Genomic DNA, 25,469 nt, shown 5'->3' on the forward strand with positions numbered 1-25,469 from the left:
TGGCTGGATTGAGGGCTAAATGATATTTTTCTCGAAAAGTAAATATGCCGCCTGCTTCGTGTGCATGGTCTTGTCGCTTTTGAATGCCGGCTGTGCGAGGAGTGAACGACAAATCGCCGTGAGCCTGACGGCCTACAACCATGGCGAGCATGGCGTCGGCAGTTATATGGTGACACTGGCCGATGGTTCGTCGGCGGAGGCCGGTTATCTTGCTCCTGGCGAGGGTGGCGGAGGAGACACTTGCTGCCTTTCGATACCGGCGGCATGGAAGCCGGGGATGCAGGCGGCCGTCGTCATGTATACGGTAAAAAACGGCAAGGATATCCGCGTGGAGCAAACCGTGCCGGTGCCGAAGTATGCGGCTGGCGATGCGGGCCGGTTCGTCGTGCATTTTCTTCACGATGGCAGCTATAAAGTCTTCGTGACCAAATACTCGCTGGGGCATCGAAAATATCCGCTTTCCGGCAAGGAGGCGGAGCTGGAGCCGGGCGTGCCCTTGGAAATCATCTGGGAATAGTGCTGCTAACTTGCGGCTGTACGTCGCGCACCGTCGGCTATCAGGCTTTGCAGCAGCATCCGCGATTTCGCGTCCGTGACGCGGACATGCTCTATCCCCGCGAGCAACTCGCCCGGATCAAATTTTTTGATTAATTTGCAATAATCTTCTGTTTCGCGCGGACAGAATGCGAGACTGAGCAACTCGCAGGTTTTCGCGATCAAACCACGTCGTTGCATCTCGGACAGCAGGTCGGCACGTTGCCTTAACGCCCTGGCGAAACCGCTCTTGATGAGCTTGCCAAAGGGCATGCCAGGATCTTTTGTCAGTATCTGGACGGCGACGCGCACGGCAGAGGCGTTGCCGTTGCGGATGTCCAGCGCCACCTGCCTGCACACCTGCGACAGACGCAGCCCCGGATGGGCGATTGGCGGCCCGGCATCGAACGGGTCCAGTTTTTCTTCCAGGAATTCTTCCAGCTCTTCCAGGCTGGCGATCGGTATCATCATCAAGTTTGCTTATATGGCCGTTGCCGGGCGACCTGAATGGCGCAGTGTACGAGGTTGTTGCTTTCAGAGCAAGTTCGCCGGGCGCGCGATGGGGGAGGGATGAAAAAAACCCTGAAAATTAGTACTTTGATAGCGCATGGCGCAATCCCAAGCAATCGGACGCATGGAAAACATATCCATAGGGTAAGCTTCGGGGCTAGGCTATTTCGCAACTCTATCAAAATTACATGACTTCCATAATGATCCCCGACGTCGCCCTGGTCGACAATACCGAACAACGCACGCCGCTGGTACTCGTGCTGGACTGCTCCGGCAGCATGGATGGCGAACCCGTCTCGCTGCTGAACGAAGGCCTGGCCTTGCTGGAACAGGAATTGAAATCCGACGTGATCGCCGCCAAGCGCGTGCGCATCCTGGTGATTCAATATGGCGCGCACGATGAGGCGGTCGTCGCCAGCAACTGGTGCGACGCCATGGATTTCACGGCGCCTCGTCTTGAAGCGAACGGCACCACGCCGACCGGCGCGGCCGTGGAACTGGCGCTGGCGGAAATCGAGCAGGAAAAGCAGCGTTTCCGCCAGGCGGGCGTGGCGTACACGCGGCCGTGGCTGTTTTTGATGTCGGACGGCGAACCGACGGATCGCTGGCAGCATGGCGCCGAACAGGCGCGCGCGGCCGAGCAGGCGAATAAAGTCGCGATCTTCCCCATCGCCGTGGGCGACCATGCGAATATCGATTCCCTGGGCGAATTCTCCAGCCGTGGCGAACGGGGCGTGAAGCAGCTGAAAGGCTTGCAGTTCCGCGAACTGTTCCTGTGGCTGAGCGCCAGCATGCAAGTGGTGTCGCAATCGCGTCCCGGTGCGCAGGCCCAGCTGGCCTCGACGGACGGCTGGTCGGTCGTGAATACGTGAAAGCCCGCTGATCCATGACTGCAGTACAGAATATCTGGCGCGTGTTCGGCGCCTCCGTCACGGGCAAGGCGCACCTGGATAAAGACATCGCTTGCCAGGATGCGCACGGGCACGCCGTCGTGAACGACGTGCTGGTCGCCATCGTTTGCGATGGCGCCGGTTCGGCCAGGCTCAGCGAGCAGGGCGCGCAGTTTGTTGCAACGCAAACCGTGCAGGCGCTGGCCGGACGGCTGGAGCAGGGCGCCACCGTGCAGGATTTGCATGACGGCGCGCTGGCGGCCACCCTGGCGCAGATCCGCGCCGCGCTGGACGACATCGCCCGCGCCGCCAACGCCACCCTCGACGACTACGCTGCCACCGTCGTCGGCGTGGTCATGGGCGCCGACAACGGTTTCTTCTTCCACCTGGGCGACGGCCTGGGCGTGGCGCAACTGGGCGATGGCGGAGAACTGATCTCGCTGCCCGCCAACGGCGAATACGCCAACGAAACCTATTTTCTGTCGGGCGAGCGCTGGCGCGAACAGTTGCGCCTGTTGCCGATTCCCCAGTCCGCGCGCGGCGTGGTGCTGATGTCGGACGGCTGCATGCCCTTCGCCATGAGCAAGAACAATGGGGGCCTGTACGCGCCGTTCATGGATGCCGTGCAAGGCTATCTGCGCACGGTCGAAAGTATCGAGCTGGGCAATACGGCGCTGGCGTCCACCCTGGCCGACCCGCGCACGCACCAGATCACGGGCGACGACAAGACCCTGCTGCTGGCCTTGCGCGCATGAGCCGGAAGCAAGGCGTGACACCCGGCCTGAGTCCGGGTGGAAAAATTTGGCTGGATAAAGTCCGTAGTTTGATCTTGGGCAAACTCGTCAAGAGCGGCGGCGCGGGCAGCGTGTACCTGTTGCCCGGCGCACCCGCGCAGGTTGCCAAGCTGTACCACCCGCACCTGGACCGGGCCGCCAACCGGCGCAAGCTCGAAGCAATGCTGGAACTGTCGCCCGAGCTGCCCGATCAAGTGGAAAACGGCAAGCGCTACGTCCAGATCGCCTGGCCGCAAGCGGCCGTGTTCGATGGCCAGGGCGGCTTTGCCGGTTTCGTCATGCCCTTGCTGGACATGGCGCAGACGGCCGAGCTGGAACAGATCATGCAGGAGCGGCAAGCGCGCGCGGCAGGATTGCCTACGGGACTCGGTCCCAAGCTGACCCTGGCCGCCAACCTGGCCGCCGTCATCGATGCGCTGCACCAGCAGCAGCATTACGTGGTCGATCTGAAACCCGTGAATTTGCGCTTTTACCGCGATTCGCTGTACATCGCCATGCTCGATTGCGACGGTTTCAGCATCCAGGGCCATGCGGAGCGATTTCCTGCCGAGCAATTCACGGCCGACTACCTGGCGCCGGAATTCCAGCGCAAGGGCATGCCGGCGGGCACGGAAATGGCGCAAGACCGCTTCGCCCTGGCCGTCATCATCTTCCAGTTGCTCAACTTCGGCATCCACCCGTACAGCGGGCGGCCCGGCAATGCGCAAGTGGCGACCGACATTCCCGGCCGCATCCGCGACGGCTGCTATGCGTACGGCGTGAAGCGCCACAAGCAGCTGGCGCCGAACGCCACCAGCGGCCATGCGCTGATGCCGCCCGAATTGCGCGCCATGTTCGATCGCGCGTTTTCCCAGTCGCCGAAACCCCAGCGGCCTGCGGCGGCCGACTGGGCGCAGTTGCTGCGCGGCTATGCGCAGCGCAGCGGGGGCAAGCTCGTCGTGTGTACCGCGCATCCCGAACACCAGCATTTTGCGGGCCTGGGCTGCGCCGCGTGCGCGCGCGACAAGGTCATCGGTGCGGCCGCGCAAGCGTCTGTGCAGGCGCAGCAGATGCAACTGCAACAGCCGCCGCAGCAGCGCAGCGCGCGCCGCACGGCGCCGGGGCAGGCGCCCGTCGCCATTCCCGCTGCGAATTGGGCCGGCAATGTGGCCGGCAATGTGGCGGGCAACGCGGGCGGCGGCATCACGGGCAAGGGCTGGGCCGTGGTGGTGCTCTTGATCGTGCTGTTCCTGATCGGCTTTACGGCCTGGACCTCGTCGTCCGATGAAGTCAAGGACAAGGCCAACTTGCAGGCGCAGGCCGACCAGGCGGCTGGCCTGGAAGTATTTCGCTGGCGCCCGCGCAAGGCGACAGGTTTCCAGCCGTCCGATGCGCGCAAGGCCGTGCGCAGCCTGTCGCAAGCCGTCAGCAAGGGCGACGATGACGCCGTCACGCGCGGCTTGCAACTGCTGTACCGGGCCGGCGAAGAAAAGCAGTCCGGCTACGGCGGCGACCGCACGCAGGCGCAGCTGCGCGCCTCGTTGCTGGAAGGCCTGGGCTGGGTGCCCGGCTATCAGCCGGCGCTGGTCGCCAGTTATCTTGATCTGCTGCAAGCCAACCCGCGCGACCATCTGGTGGCGGCGGCCATGGGCCGCATGCACCTGAGCGTGAACGAACCGCAGGCGGCGCGCCAGTACTTCGAGCAAGCCGTGTGGGCGCGTCCGACCGATGGCACGGCCTGGCTGGGCATCGCGGCTGCTGCACAGCTGCGCGGCGGCGACGAGCGCGATGCCGTCAATCTGGTGGCGCTGGCGCGGTTGACGGCTTACCGTTATGCCGTGCAGAACGCCTTGCCGGCGGACCCGGGCGAGCCGGCCGACAATGGCGTCGCGCGCACGATGCAGCGCATGGATCTGACCGCCCGGGTGTTGCGCCTGGCGCAACCGGGCGCCTACCAGAAACGCTGGGACAAGACGCTGGCCGATGGCGCGCTGCTGGCGCAAAAACTCCAGGCCATGCCACCGCTGCGGGACCAGGTCGGCGGCGTGCAGCGCGAGACGATGACGACGGTCGACTACGGCGTGCTCGATGCAAAGCACGCGACGGGCGAAAACCGCTTGATCCTGTCGATTGCCGCCGACGGCAGCCTGACGCTTGCGGCAGCGGAATTGCCGATGGAACCCATGCTCAACAAGGCGCTGCTCGATAGCGTGCAGCGCTGGACCTATCTGCCGGCCGTGCAGCACGGTCAATTGATGGATGCCAAGGTGGTGGTGCTGGTGCGTTACCGCGATGGCCGGGTCAGCTTCGTGCCGGGCGGTGTCGCCGTCACGGCGGAAAATTAGAGGAATACCATGAAAATCAAGACGATATGCGCCGTGCTGGGCGCTTCCTTGCTGTATTCAGCCACGGCTCAGGCGGAAATCGTGCAGCGCCTGGTGGTGACGGCGATGGCCAGCGAGCCGGATAGCGAAGGCGGCGATGTGTTCACGATTGCCGGCACGACGGCCTGCGGCGGCAAGCAGATACGCATGGATGCGCGCTCGGTGAACCTCGACGAGGCGCCGTACGAGGCGCTGAAAGTCCAGCTTGCTGAACGCATGCGTGCCAGGACGCCCATGCTCGTCACGGTGAAAAAATGCCCGGAGGATGCGAGCGTGCCCATCGTGCGCCAGATCGCCGCCTGCACGCCAGCCGCCTGCGCCGATGGCCGGGCGCGACTGTACCTGCATGAGCGTTTCTACCCCGTCGAGCAGGAAAACGCGCCCAACGTGCTGCTGTTGCCCTTGCCGAAAGGCAAGCTGCCGGGCACGTGGAAGGTGGAGATTGTCAGCGTGGCGGGCGGCAAGCTGCGCCTGTCGGGCCAGGTCAACCGCGCCGACTATGCGCAGGGCGAGCTGGTGGGCGGCTATGTCACGTATTACCCTGATGGAAAAATCGAGAAACAGGTGGCGCAGGATGGGCAGGGACGGCAGGATGGCGTCACCAGCCTGTATCGCACAGATGGCAGCCTGGAATCGCGTGGCAACTGGCGCCATGGCTTGCCGGAAGGCACGCACCAGCAATATCACGCCACGGGCCAGCTGCGCGAGGCCAGCGTGTACCGCAAGGGACAGCGCGTGGACGGCCCCGTGCAGACGTTTGACGCGAATGGCAAGCTGAGCACCAGTTACGTGCTGCGCGATGGCCGCATGGAAGGCGAACTGCTCTCGTATTTCCCGGATGGAAAAGTAGCCGGCCGCACGCAAGTGAGCAAGGGCAAGTTCAATGGCCGCAGCGCGGAATACTATCCCGATGGCGCCGTGCGCGCCACCATGACGCAGGTCAACGATTTGCCGGTCGGGGAAGCGCTGGAGTTCTATCCCGACGGCAAGGTGCAATCCCGCCAGCAATATGGCGACGAAGGCGGACTGCTGAGCGTCCGGCGCTACAGTCCCCAGGGCGTGCTGGTGCTGGAAAGACGGTGGGATGCGCAATTGCGCGAGCAGGGCACGTCGCGCTCGTGGTATGAAAATGGCAAGCCCGAGCAAGCCATCGAGTACGTAAACGACCGGCGCGACGGCTGGAGCCGCAGCTGGCGCGAGGATGGCAGCTTGAAGGGCGAGTGCCAGTATGTGGCCGGCAAGGCCCAGGGTGACTGCGGCGGAGCGCCGCCGGCGCCGGAACTGCAGCGCAAGGAGCAGGCATGGCGCGCACTTTGAAACATTTGTTTGGCGCCATGCTGCTGTTGCCGGCGCTGGCCCATGCCGAGATCGTGCAGCGGCAAGTGGTCACGGCGATCACGGCCGCGCCCGGCGGCGGCGATATCCTGACCGTGGACGAGGACACGGGCTGCGGCGGCAGGCAGCTGCGCATGGAGGAAGGGGAGCTGGCGAAGGGGGACGCGTATGCAGCGTTGAGGGCCACGCTGGCCAGGCGTATCCGCGACAAGACGCCGATGCTCGTCACATTGGCCCGGTGCCCGGTGGTGGGCGCGACGGGCGATGCGGCCCTTCCGCTGGTGCGCAAGCTGTCGGCTTGCCAGCCCGGTGCTTGCGCCGACGGCAAGGCGCGCCTGTACCTGGATGAACATCTGGTCCCGCAAGAAAAACGGCTGGCACCTTATATGCTGGTGTTGCCCTTGCCGCCAGGAAAATTACCCGGTGCGTGGCAGGTGGAGATTGTTCACGCAGTGGATGAGAAGAAACCGCGCATGTCGGCCCAGTTCGATGCCGCCGATTTTGTGTCGGGCAAGCCGGTGGGCGGCTATACCGCCTATTACGACGATGGCAAGATCGAAAAGCAGGTGGGACTGGATGCGCAGGGCCGCAAGGATGGCTTGAGCAGCAGCTTCTATCCCGATGGTCTCCCGGAAACACGCGGTGCATGGCGTCACGGCTTGCAAGAGGGCGTGCATGAAACGTTTCATGCTACGGGGAAGCTTTTGGAAGCGTTCACCTACCGCGACGGCATGCAGGTCGACGGGCCGTTCGAGGCGTTCGACGAGGAAGGCAATCTGGTTGCGCGCCAAACCTTGCGGAACGGCAAGCTGGAAGGTGAAATCATTACCTTTTTCCCTGATGGCAAGGTTGCCAGCCGCGCGCAAGCCGGTGATGGCATGCTCAACGGCCTGTGCACCGAATACTATCCCGATGGCAGCGTACGCAGCACGGTCACGCGAGTCAATGATAAGGCCACCGGCGATGCTCTCGAATATCACCCGAATGGAAAACTGGCCAGCAAGCTCACATACGGCGATGACGGCAAGCGGCGCAGCGCCCATAGTTTCAATGAGCAGGGCGTGCTGATCCTTGAAGAAGCGTGGGATCCACAGGAGCGCCTGCAGGGGACGATCCGCGCATGGCATGACGATGGCAGCGTGAAAAGCGAATGTCTGTATGTGGCTGGCAAGGCCCAGGGCGAATGCGGAGTGGCGCAGCCATCTCCGGAAACATTGTGAAAGGAGCAAGCATGGCGCGCACTGAATTGAAACGCCTGCTTGGCGCCATGCTGCTGTTGCCGGCGCTGGCCCATGCGGAAATCGTGCAGCGGCAAGTGGTCACGGCGATCACGGCCGCGCCCGGCGGCGGCGATATGCTGACCGTGGACGAGGACACGGGCTGCGGCGGCAGGCAGCTGCGCATGGATGCAGCGTCAGTCGGACTGAACGAGGAACAGTATGGCGTCATGAAGGCCGAGCTGGCCAACATGATACGCGACAGGAATCCCTTGCTCGTGCGCCTGCGCGCCTGCCCGGCGCCCGAGCGGACCAAGGCCGAGGCCATTCCCGTCATCCACATGCTGCGTGGCTGCGATGCGCACTGTGCGGACGGCAAGGCGCGGCTCTACCTGAACCACAGCCTGTCGCGCGGCGAGGTGATGGAAGAGGCGCGCTATGCGCTGGTCCTGCCGCTGCCGCCCGGCAAGACGCCCGGCACCTGGCAAGTCGCGATCTATCATGTGCGCGAAGGCGAACCGAAGCGGCTGATTGGCCACGTCAACGCTCCCGATTACCTGCGCGGCAAGCTGGTGGGCAACTACAGCATGTATTACCCGCACGGACAAGTCGAGATGCAGATGGAGCGGGATGGGCGCGGCGTGCAGGAGGGTGTGCAGACTCTGTATTACCCGGACGGCAAGGTTTCCATGCGTATTACGTGGCGCAATGGCGTGCAGGACGGGGAGGAACAGACTTTTCACCAGAATGGCAAGCAGATCGCGTCGCGCACCTACCGCAACGGCGCACGCGCCGATGGTGTGATGGAAACGTTCGACGAGGACGGCAAGCTGAAAATGCGCACGACCCAGGTCAAGGGCCGGACGGATGGCGAATTGCTGCGGTTCTATCCGGACGGCGCCGTGGAAAGCCGCAGCCAGCATGACAACGGCGTCATGACGGGACCGAGCACCGGATATTTTCCGGATGGCAAGGTGCAGCGCACTGCCAACTACGTGGACGGCAAGCCTGTCGGCGAGAGCGTCGAATATTACCCGGACGGCAAAGTCGCCAGCAAGCGCACGCACATCGATCACTTTGTGTTGCGCAGCGAACAACGCTTCAGCCGGACCGGCGTATTGATCGTGCACAAACTATGGAACGCGGGCGGCCGCGAGGAGGGCGCCTTGCGTTCCTGGTATGCCGATGGCAAGCCGAGGCAGCTGATCGAATACGTGGATGGCGAGCGCCAGGGTTGGACCCGGCACTGGCGGGAAGATGGCAGCGTGGAAAGCGAATGCCGCTATGTGGCGGACGAGCCGCAGGGCGTATGCACGGGCGAGTCGGCCAAGATGTCGTACACGGAGGATGGGATCGAGTTTGAGATGCCGGAAGAATAATGCGCGCCGGTACCTGTCCGGCGCGCATTCCAGCCGCGGTTAGCGGTGCGGCGGCGTCAGCACACTCGCTATCGCCTTCGGTAACGTTTCTGGATAATCGCGGCTGAAGTGCAGGCCGCGGCTTTCGCGGCGGGACAGGGCGCTGTTGACGATCATCGAGGCCACGTCGACGAGGTTGCGCAGTTCCAGCAAATCGTGGGTGATGCGGAAGTTGCGGTAGTACTCGTCGATTTCTTCCTTCAGCAGGGCGATGCGGTGCTGGGCCCGTTCCAGGCGCTTGGTCGTGCGCACGATGCCCACGTAATTCCACATGAAGCGGCGCAGCTCGTCCCAGTTGTGCGAAATCACCACCTCCTCATCCGCATCCGTGACGCGGCTTTCATCCCAGTCGGGCAAATACGGCGTGCCCAGCTTTTCCTTGCTTTCGATATCCTGCGCGCAGGCGCGGCCGATGACGATGCATTCCAGCAAGGAATTCGACGCGAGGCGGTTCGCGCCATGCAAGCCCGTGCACGCCGTCTCGCCCACGGCGTACAGGCCCGGCAAGTCGGCGCGGCCGGACAGATCCGTCACGACGCCGCCGCACGTGTAGTGGGCGGCGGGCACGATGGGGATAGGCTGCTTGGTGATGTCGATGCCCAGTTCCAGGCAGCGCGCATAGATGGTGGGGAAGTGTTCGATGAGGAAGTCGGCCGGCTTGTGGCTGATGTCCAGGTGCACGTAATCGAGGCCCCGTTTCTTGATCTCGAAGTCGATGGCGCGCGCCACCACGTCGCGTGGCGCCAGTTCGGCCCGCTCATCGTGGGCCAGCATGAAGCGCGTGCCAGCCGCCGCGCCCGCTTCGGGCGGCAGTTTCAGCAAGCCGCCTTCGCCACGGATGGCTTCGGTGATCAGGAAGGATTTTGCGTACGGGTGGTACAGGCACGTGGGGTGGAACTGGATGAATTCCATGTTCGACACGCGGCAGCCGGCGCGCCAGGCCATGGCGATGCCGTCGCCGCTGGCCGTGTCCGGGTTGGTGGTATATAAATACACCTTGCCGGCGCCGCCCGTCGCCAGCACGGTGTGCTCGGCGGCAAAGGTCAGGACTTTCCCCGTTTGCTCATCCTGCACGTACAGGCCGTGGCAATGCGGTTGCGCGTTGCGTTGGGCCGGCTTCATGCCCAGCTTGTCTGAGGTGATCAGGTCGATGGCGCAATGGTGTTCGAACAGGCTGATGTTCGGGTGGGCGCGCACCTTTTCTTCCAGGGTCACTTGCACGGCGTGCCCGGTGGCATCGGCCGCGTGGATGATGCGGCGCTGGCTGTGGCCGCCTTCGCGGGTCAGGTGGAAACCCAGTTCGGCCGTGGCGTCGCGCGTAAACGGCACGCCTTGCTCGATCAGCCATTCGATGGCTTCGCGGCCGTGCTCGACGATGTAGCGCGTGGCGCTCTCGTCGCACAGGCCGCCGCCCGCGATCAGGGTGTCTTCGATGTGCTGCTGGTGGCTGTCGCCCGAGTCCAGCACGGCCGCGATCCCGCCTTGCGCCCAGTTGCTGGCGCCATCGAGCAGCGCGCGTTTGGAAATGATCGCGACGGTGCGCGTCTCAGCTAAATGCAGTGCAACCGATAAACCCGCCAGGCCACTGCCGACAATCGCTACATCAAATTTCATGACATTTATCTTTTTTCAGGGGAAGCATACTATAGTCCATTTCACATCAATCGGTAATGTGTTGAGATAAATTCTGCCAGTGAAAGATAGCTGGGGCCGTAGCTTGTGGCGTATCAATGTCTTCGTGGAACAGTTCGCCATGATGGCAGGAGAGCAGCAGGCCGCCATGAGCGCGGCGTGTTGCCTTTGCCGCAGGAGGCCCCATGATCCGCATCTTCAGCCATTACGTCTCGAAAACAGCGTTTATCTTGCTGTTGCTGGAAATCCTGATCCTGCTGCTGTCGGCCACCTTGACGTCCCTGCTGTGGCTGGCGGATGGCAGCCGCCTCGTGCGAGCGAGCGAGGTGTATTTGTCGTCTTCGATCTTTGCCCTGGTCATCGTTTTCAGCATGAGCGCGCTGGGCATGTACCAGCACCGCTCGCGCGAAGACATCCGCAACACCTTGCTGCGCATCCTGCCGTCGTTCGCGCTGGGTTTTGCCGTGCTCAGCGTCTTGATCCGCTTTATTCCTTCCTTGCATTTCGGGCGCGGCAGCGTGCTGATCTTCGGCCTGGGCGCCATCGGCGTGCTGCTGGCGCGCCTGGTGGTGTTCAAATCCTCGCAATCGGCGCTGATGGAGGGACGGCTGATCCTGGTGGGCGGCGGGGCGCTGGCGCGCGAATGCATGGACTTGGCGGCGAGCAAGATCGGTTTCCACCAGTTTACCGTCGTCGGCTGCATCGATGTGGCTGGCGAGCAATGCTGCGTGCCGGCCTCGGCCTTGCTGCCGGCGGAACCGTCGCTGCTGGCCATGGCCCAGCGTCATGCGGCGCATGAAATCGTCGTTTCCGTCAGCGACCGGCGCAATGGTGCGTTTCCTGCCAAGCAACTACTGGAATGCGCGCTGGGCGGCGTGAAAGTGATCGACGCGGCCACGTTTTTCGAGCGCGAAGCGTGCCAGATCCGCATCGATTCCTTGCAACCGAGCTATCTGATCTATGGCGGCGGCTTCGACCAGAGTTTTTTCCGCGCCGCCTCGAAGCGGCTGTTCGACCTGGCCGCCAGCGGCGTCATTTGCCTGGCGGCGTTGCCCGTGATGCTGGCGACGGCCTTGTGCATCCGCCTGGAAGACGGCGGCCCCGTGTTTTACCAGCAAGAGCGGGTGGGACGCGACGGCTTGCCCTTCAATGTGCTGAAATTTCGCAGCATGCGCTGCGATGCGGAGCGCGATGGCAAGCCCATCTGGGCGCTGGACAACGATGCGCGCATCACGCGCGTGGGCAAGCTGATCCGCAAGCTGCGCATCGACGAGCTGCCGCAGATGCTCAATGTGTTTCGCGGCGAGATGAGTTTCGTGGGACCGCGCCCCGAGCGCGCCTACTTTGTCGAGCAATTGAAGCAGCAGGTACCGTACTACAACATTCGTCACAGCATCAAACCGGGCATCACGGGCCTGGCGCAGGTGCGCTATCAATATGGCGCCTCCGTCGACGACGCCGTCAAAAAACTGCAATACGATCTGTATTATGTGAAAAACAATAGCCTGTTCCTCGACTTGCTGATCTTGCTCGACACGGTGCAGGTGGTGCTGTTTGGCAAGGGCAGCCGATGATGCGGGCGCAGTCGGACTGGCTGGCGGCGGCCGATGCGGCGGCCCTCAGCCACGGCCTGGCGTCGCTGGCCTTCTTCGTGCTGGCGCTGCTGCTCATCAGCAACTGGCGCGCGCGGCAAAACGTGCGCGCCTTGCTGGTCGCCTGCCTGGCGACGGGCGGCTGGGCGACGGGTACGGTCGTGCTGGTGCTGCTGGGGCAGCGCGCGGCGCTGGCCGGCGATGCGCTGGAACTGCTGCGCACCCTGGCCTGGCTGGTGTTCTTGCTGCTGCTGATCGAACCGGCGCGGCCCCGTTTGCGCCTGGTGCTGTCCGGCATCGCCCTCACGGCGCTGGCGCCCTGGCTGCTGTCCATGGCCTCGTCCTGGCTGGCGCTGCCTTTGCCTGCGCGACTCATCGCCAGTGTCTGCCGTTTGCTGCTGGCCGTGCTGGGCATGTTGCTGGTGGAACAGTGGTACCGCAATACGCCGCCCTTGAAACGCTGGGGCATCAAGTTTGCGTGCCTGGGCGTGGGTGGCCTGTTCGCCTACGATTTCTATCTGTACAGCGACGCCTTGCTGTTTCGCGCGGTCAACGACGACATCTGGGCCGCGCGCGGCATCGTCGACGCCCTGTGCGCGCCCCTGCTGGCCATCTCGGCCGCGCGCAATCCGGGCTGGGCGCTGGGCTTGTCCGTGTCGCGCCAGATGCTGTATCGCTCGGCCGCCTTGCTGGGCTCGGCCATCTATTTGCTGGCCATGGCGGCCAGCGCCTACTATTTGCGCTACTTCGGCGGCACCTGGGGTTCCTTGATGCAAATGGCCTACCTGGGCGGCGCGGCCTTGCTGCTGGCGGGCGTGCTGTTTTCCGGCAGCTTGCGCGCCAAGCTGAAGGTGACGATCAACAAGCATTTTTACAATGCCATCTTCGATTACCGCGAGGAGTGGCTGCGATTTACGCGCGCGCTGTCCGAAGACGGGCCGGACCTGGGCGAACGCACGATACAGGCCATGGCGCAGCTGGTGGAAAGCCGCGCCGGCGCGCTGTGGATCTTGCGCGAGCAGGACCGGTTCGCGCCGGCCGCCAGCTGGAACTGGCCGCCGGGCACGTGGAGCGAGCCGGCGTCCGGCCCCCTGTGTCAGTTCCTGGAAGCAAGACAATGGGTGATCGACGTGCCCGACTGGGTGCAGAATCCGGACCAGTACGGCGGCTTGCCGTTGCCGCCCGCGCTGCTGGCGCTGCCCGACGTGTGGCTGCTGGTGCCCTTGATGCTGCACGGCCAGCTGTTCGCCTTTGTCGCGCTGGCGCGGCCCCGCACGCGCATCGGCCTGAACTGGGAAATCCGCGACGTGCTGAAAATTGCCGGCAGCCAGGCCGCCAGCTACCTGGCGCACCGCGAATCGCTCGCCACCCTGACGGTGGCGCGCCAGTTCGATTCGTTCAACCGCATGTCCACCTTCATCGTGCACGATCTCAAGAATTTGGTGTTCCAGCTGTCGCTGCTACTGAGCAATGCGGAAAAGCACCGCGCCAATCCCGCCTTCCAGGAAGACATGCTGGGCACTTTGGACCATTCCGTGCAGAAAATGAAGACCCTGCTGCAGAAACTGGCGCGCGGCGAAGCGCCGGAAGCACCGGCGCCGCTGCTGCTGGACGGCTTGCTGCGCCAGGCTGTGGCGGCCAAGGCCAGCCTGGCGCCGGCCCCGTGCCTGGAAATCGTCGACGGCGAACTGACGGTGCTGGCCAACCGCGCACGGCTGGAGCGGGTGCTGGGCCATTTGATCCAGAACGCCATCGAGGCCACGGCCAGCGATGGCAAGGTGGCCGTGCGCTTGCGGCGCGTGCAGCATACGGCCGTCGTCGAGCTCGACGATACGGGGCAGGGCATGAGCGAACAATTCATCCGCGAACGTCTATTTACACCGTTCGACACGACCAAGACGGCGGGCATGGGCATCGGCGTGTTCGAAAGCCGCGAATACCTGCGCGAAGTGGGCGGCAGCCTGGAAGTGCGCAGCGAGCCGCAAGTGGGCACGACGTTTCGCGTGATCCTGCCGCTGCATGCGGCATAGCAAAGGAGTGCCATGGGCAAACAGAAACTGCTGGTCATCGAAGACGATCCCGGTCTGCAAAAGCAGTTGCACTGGAGCTTTGACGGTTACGACGTCTTGCTGGCGGGCGAGCGCGAGGCGGCGCTGGCGCTCGTGCGGCGCCACCAGCCGGCCGTGGTGACGATGGACCTGGGCTTGCCGCCCGACCCGGACGGCGCCACGGAAGGCTTGGCTACCCTGCAGCAAATCCTCGCGCTGGCGCCGGACACGAAAGTCATCATCCTCTCGGGCAATCAGGAGCGCGCGCATGCCTTGAAGGCCATCGCGCTGGGCGCCTACGATTTCCACCAGAAACCGTTCGAGGCCGACATGCTGGGCCTGGTCATCGCGCGCGCGTTTTACCTGCACGCGATGCAGCAGGAAAACCGCCGCATGCTGCAGACGCAGGCCGATTCTCCCCTGGCCGGCATCGTCAGCCGCGATCCCGGTATGCTGAAACTGTGCCGCAACGTGGAAAAAGTGGCGCCCTCGTCGGCCAGCGTGATGCTGCTGGGCGATTCGGGCAGCGGCAAGGAGCTGATCGCGCGGGGACTGCATGCGCTGTCGAGCCGCCATGCGCAGCGTTTCGTTGCCATCAATTGCGCGGCCATCCCGGAAAACCTGCTGGAAAGCGAGCTGTTCGGCTATGAGCGGGGCGCGTTCACGGGCGCGGCGCGGCAAACCCTGGGCAAGATCGAACTGGCCCACGGCGGCACCTTCTTTCTCGATGAAATCGGCGACATGCCGATGCCGCTGCAGGCGAAATTGCTGCGCTTCCTGCAAGAGAGGGTCATCGAAAGGGTGGGCGGGCGCGCCGAGATCGCCGTCGACGTGCGTATCGTCTGCGCCACGCACCAGGACCTGAAAGTGCTGGCGGAACAGGGACGCTTCCGCGAAGACTTGTTTTACCGCCTCAGCGAAATCGTCTTGCGCATTCCACCGTTGCGCGAGCGGGCCGGCGATTGCACCTTGCTGGCGCAGCATTTCAAGAACAAGTTCTGCGCCAGCGAGGGCCGCAGCAACCTGCATTTCAGCGCGGGCGCGCTGCAGCTGATCGAAAGCTATGGCTGGCCCGGCAATGTGCGCGAAGTGGAAAACTGCATCAAGCGGGCCGTCATCATGTGCGACGGGCCGCAGATCGCCGCCGACGACCTGGGCTTGCCCGCCAGCGCCTGGGCGGCGCCCCCGGACGAGCCGCTGAACCTGCGCCAGGCCCGCGAAGGGGCCGAATACAGGGTGATGGTGCGCGCGCTGGCGCGGGCCGACGGCAATATCGCCAAGGCGGCCGAGCTGCTGGGCGTGAGCCGGCCCACCCTGTACGACCTGATGGGTCACCACGGCATCAAGTAGGCGAATGTATTAAAAATCAAGATTGTGTAAGGCGTCGCACATACGCTGGCGCCGCCGTGGCGCATCCTTGCCTCATCCACAACGAGGAGGCGCCATGAACGCGATCAGTTTATTGATGCAGGACCATAAGGCTGTGAAGGCTTTGTTTGCACAATATGAAGGCTTGAGCGACCGCTCATTTGCCACCAAGAAAAAGCTGGCCGATCAGATCTGTCAGGAATTGACCGTGCACACGCAGCTGGAAGAAGAAATCTTTTACCCGGCCGTGCGCCGCCCCATCCACGATGGCGATCTGATGGATGAAGCCGTCGTCGAGCACGCGAGCGCCAAGGAACTCATCGCGCAGATCGAAGCGATGGACCCTGCCGACGACCTGTACGACGCCAAGGTCAAGGTGCTTTCCGAACAGATCGAGCACCACGTCAAGGAAGAAGAGGGCGACATGTTTCCCAAGGTGCGCCACACGGCCGTCGACCTGGACGCGCTGGGCAAGGAAATGGCCGCGCGCAAGGAACAGCTGACGGGCGTCGCCGCCTGAACGGCTTAAACAATCAACAACCAAGGGAGAATTTCATGCAAGCTACACAACTGTCCGTCTCGGACTTGAACAATCCGGGCGTCTCCTGGGGCGCCGTGCTGGCGGGCGCTGCCGCTGCGGCCGCCTTGTCCTTCATCCTGCTGATCCTCGGCGTGGGCCTGGGCCTGTCGTCCGTGTCGCCGTGGTCGTTCAATGCGACGGCCATCGGCGTGTCGACCATCGCCTGGCTGGCCTTCATGCAACTGGCCGCGTCCGGCATCGGCGGCTACATGGCGGGCCGCCTGCGTGTGAAATGGAGCTCCATCCACACGGATGAAGTGCATTTCCGCGATACGGCGCACGGTTTGCTGGCCTGGGCCGTGGCCACCCTGATCACCGTGGCAGTGCTGGCCGGCGGCACGCGCGCCGTGCTGAGCGGCGCCATCGATGCGGGCAGCGGCGTGGCGGCGGCAGTTGGCCCGGCCGTAGGGGCGGGCGCAGCAGCGGCAGGCGCCAAGGCGGGCGAGGGCAGCAGTGCCAATCCGCTTGATTACTACTCGGACATGCTGCTGCGCGCCACTCCGGCGGCCGGGGCGGGCGAAGCGGGCAGCGTGGCTACCGGACAGCGCGGCGAAATCGGCAAGATCTTCGCCACCGGCCTGTCCACGGGCAGCCTGGCCGCCGATGACCGCGCCTACCTGGGCCAGGTCGTGGCCAGCCGCACGGGCTTGACGCAGGCGGAAGCGGAAGCGCGCGTCGACGCCGTCTACGCCCGCGCCGCCAAGGCTGCCGCCGATGCCAAGGCGCAGGCACAGCAAGCGGCCGAGGCGGCCCGCAAGGCCAGCGCCCATACGGCGCTGTGGATGTTCGTCGCCCTGCTGCTGGGCGCTTTCGTTGCCAGCCTGGCTGCCACATTTGGCGGCCGCCAGCGCGACCATGAGCGCGTGCTGCGCCATGTGACCATTTAATTCACCGATTAATCCACCAATTCAATCCAGGAGACTGCCATGCGTTCCATCCTCTTGCTGTTGCTGGGCATTCCATTGCCCATCGTAATCCTGATCGCCCTGTTCGTACGCTGACAAGGCCCACATGCAAACCGGCGTCCGCTGCAAGGTGGGCGCCGGTTTTTGCGTGAAAGCGGGCGCATGTGTAATATGGCGCCATCTTTCCACCGAGACTATCCATGAACGTGACCGCCTTTCGTCCCTTGCTGAAAACCGCCGCCATCGCCGCCTTGGCCTGCAGCGTGCTGGCCGCGTGCTCCACCCTGATCGGCCCGCGCGACGTGAATGTGTCGCTGAGCAAGATGCAGCAAGGCCTGGAGCGCCGCTTTCCCATCGATAAACGGGTGCTGTCCGTGCTGGACGTCAAGCTGACGCATCCGCAATTGTCGCTGCAGCCCGAGCGCGAAAGAGTCGCCCTCAGCGTGGATGCCAGCGTCTTGCCGCCATTCATACGCCAAAGCTGGCGCGGCAGCCTGGCCATGTCGGGCCGCCTCGTGCTTGACGCCCAGCGCAACGCCGTTTACCTGAGCGAAGCGAGCGTGGACAAGGTGACCATCGACGGCATGGACGAGTCGCAGCAGCGCCAGTTCGCCAAGGTGGCCAGCCTGGTGGCCGACCAGCTCATGCACGAAACGCCCATTTATACGTTCAAACCCGACGAATTGCGCTATGCGGGCGTGCAATTCGTGCCCACGCAGATCCGGACCACGGGCAACGGGTTGACGGTGACGTTCGAACCGGTGAAATAAAAGGCTAGGCCTGGAACGCGGGCGTGGTGATTTGCGTGGCCGTGTTGTTGCGCGGCGTCGCCTCTTCATGGAACAGGTCCGCCAGGTATTCGCATAACGCATCGCCTTGAATATCGTCGGGAATGATGAAATCGGCGGGCCTGCGCTTGCCTTCCGCGCCGAGATAGAAGGCGCGCCATGCTCCTTGTTGCCCCCGGACGGCAATCAGCGTGCCGAAAATATTGAATCTGCATTCCTGCATCAAACTTCTCCAGTCCAAGAGCCAGGCAAAAAAGGTGGTGAGCGACAGATATGGCTATTGCCAGATGGTAACATTTGCCGATCATCGGCGCGGGCTTGAGGCGTGCTGCAGCGAACATCGGCTCACCGGAATTGTTCAACCGACATTGTTTCCCCGCAAGCATGCCGACTATAATCCGACCTCTCATGCCTGGATACAGCATGTTCCCCAACATGAAGTCAAAACAATTAAAGGAATCTTCGTGAAACGTTCGCTTATCAGCGCCGCCTGCTGCGCCTTGTTCGCCTTGTCTTCGCCGTCGCTGCACGCCCAGCAAGGCGCTACCGCCGCCGCACCCGTCTCCGGCATCGACCTGAAAACCCTGGACCCGGCAGTCAGCCCGCGGGACGACTTCTACGGCTACGTCAACGGCGTGTGGACCCGCAATACGGATATCCCGGCCGACAAATCCGTCTGGGGCACGTACATTGAATTGCGCGAAATCGCGCAGGGCCAGTTGCGCGGCCTGATCGATGCCACCGTCAAGAACCCCGGCAAGCCCGGCAGCGAGGCGCACAAGATCGCCGACCTGTACACGAGTTTCATGAACGACAAGGCGCGCAATGCGGCCGGCTTCAAGCCGCTGCGCGCCGAGCTGGCCCGCGTGGCTGGCGTGAAAGACAAGAAGGACTTGCCGGCACTGCTGGCTTACCTGCAAGGCAATGGCGTTGCCACGCCGTTTTCCGCCTACGTGGCGCCCGATGCGCAAGACCCCGAGCACTACACGGTCAACATCAGCCAGTCCGGCCTGGGCTTGCCTGACCGCGATTACTACCTGAAGGATGACGACGCCAAGCTGCAAGCCGTGCGCGCCAAATACCTCAAGCACGTCGAAACCATGCTGGCCATGAGCGGCGACAAGGCCGCCGGCGCGCACGCGGCGCAAATCCTCGACCTCGAAACGCGCCTGGCGGCCGTGCAGTGGACGCGCGTGCAGATGCGCGACCCCGTCAAATCGTACAACCGCGTCGATTTCGACAAATTCGCGGCGCTGGCGCCGGCCTTCGACTGGAACGCCTACTTTACGGCTGCTGGCCTGGCGCCGAAAGCCGCCTCGGCCGTGGTGCGCCAGCCCAGCTTCATGACAGGTTTTGCCGAGATCGTGGCCGCCGTGCCGCTGGAAGCGTGGAAGAGCTACCTGAACTGGCGCATCATCGAAAGCTATGCCTCCTACCTGGACAGCGCCGCCGTCAAGGAACGCTTCGCTTTCGACGGCACGGTGCTGCGCGGCGTGCCGCAAAGCGAACCGCAGTGGCAGCTGGCGCTGCGCTTCACGGACAACGCCATCAGCGACGCCATCGGCAAGCGCTACGTGGAAATGTATTTGCCGCCGGAAACCCGGCCCCGCGTGATGGCCATGTTCGACAATTTCGTCGCCTCGTTCAAGGATGGCATCGAACAGCTGGACTGGATGGGCCCGGAAACCAAGAAGGAAGCCCAGCTCAAGCTGGCTGCCCTGAAGCCGAAGATCGCCTATCCCGCTACCTGGCGCGACTACGGCAGCATGAAGACGCAGCCGAACGACCTGATCGCCAACGTGCGCGCCGCGCGCACGTGGAGCCGCCAGCAAAACCTGGCCAAGCTGGGCAAGCCGGTGGACCGCGACGAATGGTCGATGACGCCGCAAACCGTCAACGCCAGCTACAGCCCGGCCCTCAACGCCATCACGATCCCGGCCGCCATTTTGCAGCCGCCGTTCTTCAACGTGAAAGCGGAAGATGCCGTCAATTACGGCTTGCTCGGCATCACTTTCGGCCATGAAATCAGCCATGCCTTCGACGATTCGGGCAGCCAGTACGACGCCAAGGGCCGCTTGCGCAACTGGTGGACGGCGGAGGACCGCGCGGCCTTCAAGGCGCTGGCGGCCGGGCTCGTCAAGCAGTACGGCGCCTACAGCCCCGTGCCTGGCTACCACATCAATGGCGAGCTCACCCTGGGCGAAAACATCGGCGACAATTCCGGCCTGTCGATCACCTACAAGGCGTACCAGCGTTCGCTCGGCGGCAAGCCGTCGCCCGTCATCGATGGCTTGACGGGCGAACAGCGCCTGTACATCGGCTTTGCGCAGAAATGGCGCGCGAAATTGCGTCCGGAAGCGGCCATCGCCCAGATCAAGAGCGACCCCCATTCGCCGGGCGAATTCCGCGCCAAGGGCACGGTCAAGAATCAGCCCGGCTTTTACGAAGCGTTCGGCATCAAGCCGGGCGACCCGATGTATCTGCCGCCCGAGCAGCGCGTGATCATGTGGTAATCAGCTAGGGTAGCCGGGCAAGCGCGCCGGGGATTATTCCTTGGCGTGGTTGAGCGTGTACCTGGGCAGTTCAAGCGTCACGTCTTCCTGCGCCATGCGCGCCTGGCAAGACAGGCGCGAGTGGGGCTGCAAGCCCCAGGCCTGGTCGAGCATGTCTTCCTCATTGTCGCCAAGTTCGTTGAGCGAGTCGAAACCCTGCACCACGACCACGTGGCAGGTGGAACAGGCGCCCACCTGGCCGCACGCGTGTTCCATGTCGATCTTGTTGAGCAGCAAGGCGTCGCAAATGCTCATGTTTTGCGGCGCGTCAAACACGGCGCCTTCGGGGGTCAGCTCGGGATGGGGTAATACGGTGATGGTTGGCATACGATAATCTCCTTGAATACCGCTACCTTGCACCTTCCCCTCTGGACAAGGTCAAGCGCAATGTTGCGCCTGACGGGGATGGCTTGCCCTTACAGCTTCGAGGCCGGATGTTCAGCGAGCGGGACAAACTGGCCGGTGGACTCGTCGAGCGCATCGAGCGAGCCATTTTCGATGTCATACACCCAGCCATGCAGGGTCAGGCGTTTTTGCGTGATGCCCAGCGCCACCGAGGGGTGGGTGCGGATGTTGTTGAGTTGCGCCACGACATTGGCCCGCACCATGCCGTCGATGCGGTCCTGTTCCGTGGCATGCTCGATCGATTCATTGATCATGCGCGCCGCGTCAGAGTGCCGCAGCCAGTTCTTGACCGCCGGCATGTGATCGAGGCAGGTGCAGGTGGCGATGGCTTTCATCGCGCCGCAATCGGAATGGCCGCAAATGACGATGTCCGTCACATTCAGGGCCGCCACGGCAAATTCGACGGACGCGCTCACGCCGCCCGGTTCCGGGCCGAACGAAGGCACGATATTGCCCGCGTTGCGGATCACAAACAGTTCGCCAGGTTCGCGCTGCGTCACCAGTTCCGGCACCATCCGGCTGTCGGAGCAGGAAATGAACAAGGCCTTGGGCGTCTGTCCCGTGGCCAATGTCTTGAACAGCTCTCGGCGTTCAGGAAAGACTTCCTTCTGGAAACGTAGAAATCCGGCAATGATGTCGCGCATAAATAAGAGAAGAGAGTGGTGTGAACCCGTATTATCGCCGATGTCAGCGCGGCTGGCTTGCCGGCTGCCTCGTTTCAGGGGCCGCCGTGCAGCGCTCGACATGCTCGAGCAATTGCAGGAACACGCGTTTGTCGGCCATGTGGTTCAGCGTGTTGCTCGTGAAGACGTCGCTGGCGGCTGCTGCCACGGCGTTGCGGGCTTGCGCGCAGGCGGCGTGCAGTTGCGCGCGGTCAAGGTCTACCAGCGCCGCAGCGATGCCTTCGGGCGTGAAATCGAAGGCATCCATGCCGCAACAGCCGGCCACGCAATAGGTTTCCAGGCGGCAGATCAGCGGCCACAGTTCGTCCAGCAGGGCATCGATGTCGATGGCCTGGTCATAGCGGCCGTCAAGGTGGATGAACTCGATCCATGCATCGTCGCCGATCTGGATATCGTACTGGCGGTCGCGTTCGGTCATTTGCAGATTCTCCTGGTGAGTGGCATCGCATTATAAAAAAACCGCCCGAAGGCGGTTTTTGTCAAAGTGGCGATGCCGGCGTCTAGATAAAATAGATCAGCGCGATCACGCCCACGACGAGGGCCACGCGGGTGACCTGGTACGCCGTCTTGTTCCACGCCTTGAAGCGGCGGCGGTACTGGCCCATGGTCCAGGAAATCTGGAACAGCTTGCTCACGCCGCCCACCTGGTCGCCCAGCTCGTTCGGCGAGGCGGCGGCCGTCATCAGGGTGCGGCCCAGCCAGCGGTTCAGCGCTTGCGCCCAGCGGTAGCGCATCGGGCGCTCGATGTCGCAGAACAGGATGATGCGGTCGCTGTCGGCGTCGTTGCGGGCCCAGTGGATATACGTTTCATCGAACATCACGGCCTGGCCGTCGCGCCAGCTGTGGCGTTCGCCATCGACATCGATGAAGCAGCGGTCGTCGTTCGGCGTCTGCAAGCCCAGGTGGTAGCGCAGGGAGCCGGCGAACGGGTCGCGGTGCGGGTTGAGCTTGCCGCCCTGCGGCAGTTCCGCGAACATGGCTGCCTTGATCGACGGAATCGATTGCAGCAGCGCATAGGTTTGCGGGCACATCTGCTGGGCCGACGGGTGGTTCGCGTCATACCATTTCAGGTAGAAACGCTTCCAGCCATACTTGAAGAAGGAATTGAAACCCACGTCATTGTTCTTTTCGGCCGCCTTGATCTTTTTCATTTCCTGCATGCGCAGCGCTTCATCGCGGATGATCTGCCAGTTCTGCTGCAGCGGCGCCAGTTCCGGGAATTGCTCGACGGAAAGATACGGCGTGGCCGGCACCTTGGAAAAGGTGTGCATGAACAGGTTCAGCGGCGCCATGAACGAGGAGTGATCGAAGATCTGGCGGCGGAACGGCAGGCGCACCTTGCCACGAAAATGAATATGTAAAACAGAAAACACAAAAATGCCCAGCAAGGCCCACTTCATACACAACCTCGTTTTTTAAGAATGGGGCAATTATAACCAGTTAATGCCGGCGCCACCCCGTGCCACGGTGAAGGAAAGATGAAGCGGCGCGCGGCAGCGCTCTGTCCTACAATGGCTGTTCTCCCCACTGATATGAGGTAACGATGGAAATCTGGCACGCACCGCTCGACCTGGCCACCCTCAACGCCGCCAGTGCAGGCACGGCCATGCGCCACCTGGGCATCGAATTTAGCGCCTTCGGCCCCGACTGGATCGAAGCGACCATGCCCGTCGACCACCGCACCATGCAGCCTTTTAAACTGCTGCATGGCGGCGCTTCCGTGCTGCTGGCCGAAACTCTGGGCAGCATGGCCGCGAATGCCTGCCTCGATTCCAGCCGGCAAGTGAGCGTGGGCCAGGAAATCAATGCCAACCACGTGCGCGGCGTGCGTGGCGGCCAGGTGACGGGGCGCGCCACGCCGATCCACCGGGGCCGCACCAGCCAGGTCTGGGAAATCCGCATCACCGACGACGACGGCAAGCTGTGCTGCATCTCGCGCATCACCATGGCCGTCATCGATACGCCAGGCCAGCGTTAATTGTCTTTTTTGATATGCGTCAAGGCATTAAAAGTGAGCGCGTGGAATCATCCATAACGCTGTTCGCTTATAATTCAGTGTGCTGTTGTATGGCGCAGGGTATGTCCCGCGCGCCTGCATTGCCCGAAATTAGAAGCTGACTGCCCAAAAAACGCCAGTTAGAGACCCATCCTGCGCCATGCAGGAAAGGCAACACGACGGCGAGCAGATCGCTGGTTTTTAAATAACCAGCAACAATCAACTTTATTTACAGGGCAATAACAACAATGATGTCATTCAATCGTTTGACGATAGGCGCGCGCCTGAGCGCAGGCTTCGGGCTGCTGGTGGTACTGATGCTGGTGCTGGCGGCTTTCGCGCTGCTGCGCATCGGCGCCATCTCCGGCGCCATGGACGCGCAAGAAAAAGTCCAACTGGAAAAACTCGAACCGCTGTACGTGGCGCGCGAAGCGCTCGACCAGACGGGCCTGGCCGCCCGCAACGCATATATCTTCCATGACCAGGCCGCCGCCGAAAAAGAGCTGGCCATTCTCGACAGCCAGAAGGCGCTGTACCTGGAAGCGCTGGCGCGCCTGGCGCCGCAGTTCGCCGGCGATCCGCAATTCGAGAAAGTCAGCGCGGGCTTGAACACCATGGCGCAGCAATTGCAGCGTCCGCGCCAGTTCCGCGCCACGGGGCAGATGGAACAGTACGGCACCTTCCTCGTCGAGGAGTGCAGCCCCCTGCGGCGGCAGATCGTCGCCGACATCGATACCGTGCTGAAAAACGTGCAGCGCGAGTCGGAGCAGGCCAGCGTGGCCGCGCGCGCCATCTATGGCCAGTCGCTGCGCTGGATCGGCGTGCTGGCCGCCCTCAGCGTGCTCATTTGCATCTTTGTTGCCACCGTCATCACGCGGGGATTGCTGCGCCAGCTGGGCGGCGAACCGGGGTATGCAGCCTCGATCGCGGGGCGCATCGCGCTCGGCGAACTGGCCATCGACGTGCACACGCGCCACGGCGACGACAGCAGCCTGCTGTTTGCAATCAAGACCATGCGCGACAACCTGGCCGCCATCGTCGGCAAGGTGCGCCACGGCACGGAAAGCATCGCCACGGCCTCGACCGAGATCGCCTCGGGCAACCGCGACCTGTCGCAGCGCACGGAGCAGCAGGCCGGCTCGCTGGAAGAGGTCGCCTCATCGATGGAAGAACTGATTTCCACCGTGCGCCAGAATGCGGATAACGCGCAGCAGGCCAACCACCTGGCGCGCGAAGCGTCGAAGGTGTCGGAGCAGGGCGGCAAGGCGGTGGCCGAAGTGGTGCACACCATGAGCCTGATCAATGCCTCGTCGAACAAGATCGTCGACATCATCGGCGTGATCGACAGCATCGCCTTCCAGACGAATATCCTGGCCTTGAACGCGGCCGTGGAAGCGGCGCGCGCGGGCGAGCAGGGACGCGGCTTTGCCGTCGTCGCCACGGAAGTGCGCAACCTGGCGCAGAGGTCAAGCGCCGCCGCGCGCGAAATCAAGCTGCTGATCGACGATTCCGTCAGCAAGGTGGGCACGGGAACCTTGCTCGTCGAGCAGGCCGGCGTCACCATGCATGACGTGGTGGCCGGCATCGGCCGGGTGACGGGCATCATGGCCGAGATCAGCCACGCGACGCAGGAGCAAGGCGCCGGCATCGAGCAAGTCAACCGTGCCATCGTCGACATGGACCGCGTGACCCAGCAAAACGCGGCCCTGGTCGAGCAGGCGGCGGCCGCCGCGCATGAATTGCAGCAGCAGGCGGCGCAGCTGGAACAGGAAGTGGGCATCTTCAAACTGGCCAAGCCGGCCAACGGTCCGCTGCGCCTGGCGGCCTGACGCCGATAGCGCGGCAGCGCGGCGCGCCAT

The 25,469-nt window shown here is 63.4% G+C and carries 23 protein-coding genes; 16 read left to right on the forward strand and 7 right to left on the reverse strand.

Going from position 1 to position 25,469, the window contains the following annotated elements; all coding sequences use genetic code 11:
• Nucleotides 1-19 precede the first annotated feature (19 nt).
• Complete coding sequence (locus VPH40_RS02075; protein WP_328572494.1) at nt 20-517, forward strand: DUF3304 domain-containing protein; 498 nt, start codon at nt 20-22, stop codon at nt 515-517.
• A gap of 5 nt (nt 518-522) precedes the next feature.
• Here the strand turns inward: VPH40_RS02075 and VPH40_RS02080 are convergent, their stop codons facing one another.
• Complete coding sequence (locus VPH40_RS02080; protein ID WP_328572495.1) at nt 523-1,005, reverse strand: hypothetical protein; 483 nt, start codon at nt 1,003-1,005, stop codon at nt 523-525.
• 227 nt (nt 1,006-1,232) lie between these two features.
• Here VPH40_RS02080 and VPH40_RS02085 point away from each other — a divergent pair, with 227 nt between their 5' ends.
• The 6 genes from VPH40_RS02085 (at nt 1,233) to VPH40_RS02110 (ending at nt 9,022) form a co-directional block, all read left to right on the forward strand.
• Nucleotides 1,233-1,916 (forward strand): vWA domain-containing protein, encoded by a 684-nt coding sequence (locus tag VPH40_RS02085; RefSeq protein ID WP_077404035.1) that lies wholly within the window; start codon nt 1,233-1,235, stop codon nt 1,914-1,916.
• 14 nt (nt 1,917-1,930) lie between these two features.
• Complete coding sequence (locus tag VPH40_RS02090; RefSeq protein ID WP_328572496.1) at nt 1,931-2,689, forward strand: PP2C family serine/threonine-protein phosphatase; 759 nt, start codon at nt 1,931-1,933, stop codon at nt 2,687-2,689.
• 74 nt (nt 2,690-2,763) lie between these two features.
• Nucleotides 2,764-5,052: a hypothetical protein gene (locus VPH40_RS02095; protein ID WP_328572497.1), complete on the forward strand. Its 2,289-nt coding sequence runs from the start codon at nt 2,764-2,766 to the stop codon at nt 5,050-5,052.
• Nucleotides 5,053-5,061: 9 nt separating this feature from the next.
• The gene (locus tag VPH40_RS02100; protein WP_328572498.1) at nt 5,062-6,408 is read left to right on the forward strand and encodes a toxin-antitoxin system YwqK family antitoxin; all 1,347 of its coding nucleotides are present in this window, start codon (nt 5,062-5,064) and stop codon (nt 6,406-6,408) included.
• A complete protein-coding gene (locus VPH40_RS02105) occupies nt 6,393-7,646 on the forward strand; it encodes a toxin-antitoxin system YwqK family antitoxin (RefSeq protein WP_328572499.1) in 1,254 nt (417 codons plus the stop codon). The genes VPH40_RS02100 and VPH40_RS02105 overlap by 16 nt, the downstream gene beginning before the upstream one ends.
• 11 nt (nt 7,647-7,657) lie before the next feature.
• Nucleotides 7,658-9,022 carry a toxin-antitoxin system YwqK family antitoxin gene (locus tag VPH40_RS02110; RefSeq protein ID WP_328572500.1) on the forward strand — a complete coding sequence of 455 codons (1,365 nt, stop codon included), beginning with the start codon at nt 7,658-7,660 and terminating at the stop codon, nt 9,020-9,022.
• 39 nt (nt 9,023-9,061) lie between these two features.
• Here the strand turns inward: VPH40_RS02110 and nadB are convergent, their stop codons facing one another.
• A complete protein-coding gene (nadB, locus tag VPH40_RS02115; protein ID WP_328572501.1) occupies nt 9,062-10,675 on the reverse strand; it encodes an L-aspartate oxidase in 1,614 nt (537 codons plus the stop codon).
• Between the two features lie 203 nt (nt 10,676-10,878).
• Between nadB and VPH40_RS02120 the strand changes: the two genes are divergently transcribed.
• The 6 genes from VPH40_RS02120 (at nt 10,879) to VPH40_RS02145 (ending at nt 17,956) form a co-directional block, all read left to right on the forward strand.
• Nucleotides 10,879-12,267 (forward strand): TIGR03013 family XrtA/PEP-CTERM system glycosyltransferase, encoded by a 1,389-nt coding sequence (locus VPH40_RS02120; protein ID WP_305051842.1) that lies wholly within the window; start codon nt 10,879-10,881, stop codon nt 12,265-12,267.
• Nucleotides 12,264-14,315: an XrtA/PEP-CTERM system histidine kinase PrsK gene (gene prsK / locus VPH40_RS02125; protein WP_328572502.1), complete on the forward strand. Its 2,052-nt coding sequence runs from the start codon at nt 12,264-12,266 to the stop codon at nt 14,313-14,315. The genes VPH40_RS02120 and prsK overlap by 4 nt, the downstream gene beginning before the upstream one ends.
• A gap of 12 nt (nt 14,316-14,327) precedes the next feature.
• Nucleotides 14,328-15,683, forward strand: coding sequence for a PEP-CTERM-box response regulator transcription factor (prsR, locus tag VPH40_RS02130; RefSeq protein ID WP_305061783.1), 1,356 nt, complete (start codon nt 14,328-14,330; stop codon nt 15,681-15,683).
• 94 nt (nt 15,684-15,777) lie between these two features.
• Nucleotides 15,778-16,221, forward strand: coding sequence for a hemerythrin domain-containing protein (locus VPH40_RS02135; protein WP_289898046.1), 444 nt, complete (start codon nt 15,778-15,780; stop codon nt 16,219-16,221).
• A gap of 35 nt (nt 16,222-16,256) precedes the next feature.
• Nucleotides 16,257-17,168 carry a hypothetical protein gene (locus tag VPH40_RS02140; RefSeq protein ID WP_328572503.1) on the forward strand — a complete coding sequence of 304 codons (912 nt, stop codon included), beginning with the start codon at nt 16,257-16,259 and terminating at the stop codon, nt 17,166-17,168.
• A gap of 218 nt (nt 17,169-17,386) precedes the next feature.
• Nucleotides 17,387-17,956 carry a DUF1439 domain-containing protein gene (locus tag VPH40_RS02145; RefSeq protein ID WP_289915100.1) on the forward strand — a complete coding sequence of 190 codons (570 nt, stop codon included), beginning with the start codon at nt 17,387-17,389 and terminating at the stop codon, nt 17,954-17,956.
• 4 nt (nt 17,957-17,960) lie between these two features.
• On the opposite strand, the gene VPH40_RS02150 is transcribed toward VPH40_RS02145, so the two are convergent.
• Nucleotides 17,961-18,197, reverse strand: a complete 237-nt coding sequence (locus VPH40_RS02150) for a DUF7661 family protein (protein ID WP_289905587.1) — start codon at nt 18,195-18,197, stop codon at nt 17,961-17,963.
• 241 nt (nt 18,198-18,438) lie between these two features.
• Here VPH40_RS02150 and VPH40_RS02155 point away from each other — a divergent pair, with 241 nt between their 5' ends.
• On the forward strand, nt 18,439-20,487 hold the full coding sequence (locus VPH40_RS02155) for a M13 family metallopeptidase (RefSeq protein WP_328572504.1): 2,049 nt from the start codon (nt 18,439-18,441) through the stop codon (nt 20,485-20,487).
• Nucleotides 20,488-20,520: 33 nt separating this feature from the next.
• Here the strand turns inward: VPH40_RS02155 and fdx are convergent, their stop codons facing one another.
• The 4 genes from fdx to lpxO form a co-directional block, all read right to left on the reverse strand.
• Entirely contained in the window at nt 20,521-20,853 is a 333-nt protein-coding gene (gene fdx, locus VPH40_RS02160) for an ISC system 2Fe-2S type ferredoxin (protein ID WP_328572505.1), read from the reverse strand.
• 89 nt (nt 20,854-20,942) lie between these two features.
• Complete coding sequence (locus tag VPH40_RS02165) at nt 20,943-21,575, reverse strand: carbonic anhydrase (protein ID WP_099664103.1); 633 nt, start codon at nt 21,573-21,575, stop codon at nt 20,943-20,945.
• A 43-nt stretch (nt 21,576-21,618) separates the two neighbouring features.
• Complete coding sequence (locus VPH40_RS02170) at nt 21,619-22,032, reverse strand: DUF6331 family protein (protein WP_328572506.1); 414 nt, start codon at nt 22,030-22,032, stop codon at nt 21,619-21,621.
• An 82-nt stretch (nt 22,033-22,114) separates the two neighbouring features.
• Nucleotides 22,115-23,014, reverse strand: coding sequence for a lipid A hydroxylase LpxO (gene lpxO / locus VPH40_RS02175; RefSeq protein WP_328572507.1), 900 nt, complete (start codon nt 23,012-23,014; stop codon nt 22,115-22,117).
• A 143-nt stretch (nt 23,015-23,157) separates the two neighbouring features.
• Here lpxO and VPH40_RS02180 point away from each other — a divergent pair, with 143 nt between their 5' ends.
• Entirely contained in the window at nt 23,158-23,592 is a 435-nt protein-coding gene (locus tag VPH40_RS02180; RefSeq protein ID WP_305051849.1) for a hotdog fold thioesterase, read from the forward strand.
• Nucleotides 23,593-23,858: 266 nt separating this feature from the next.
• Nucleotides 23,859-25,439: a methyl-accepting chemotaxis protein gene (locus VPH40_RS02185; protein ID WP_328572508.1), complete on the forward strand. Its 1,581-nt coding sequence runs from the start codon at nt 23,859-23,861 to the stop codon at nt 25,437-25,439.
• Nucleotides 25,440-25,469: the final 30 nt, after the last annotated feature.

The sequence above is a fragment of the Janthinobacterium sp. P210005 genome, from assembly GCF_036231865.1.
Taxonomy (GTDB): Bacteria; Pseudomonadota; Gammaproteobacteria; order Burkholderiales; family Burkholderiaceae_D; genus Janthinobacterium; species Janthinobacterium kumbetense.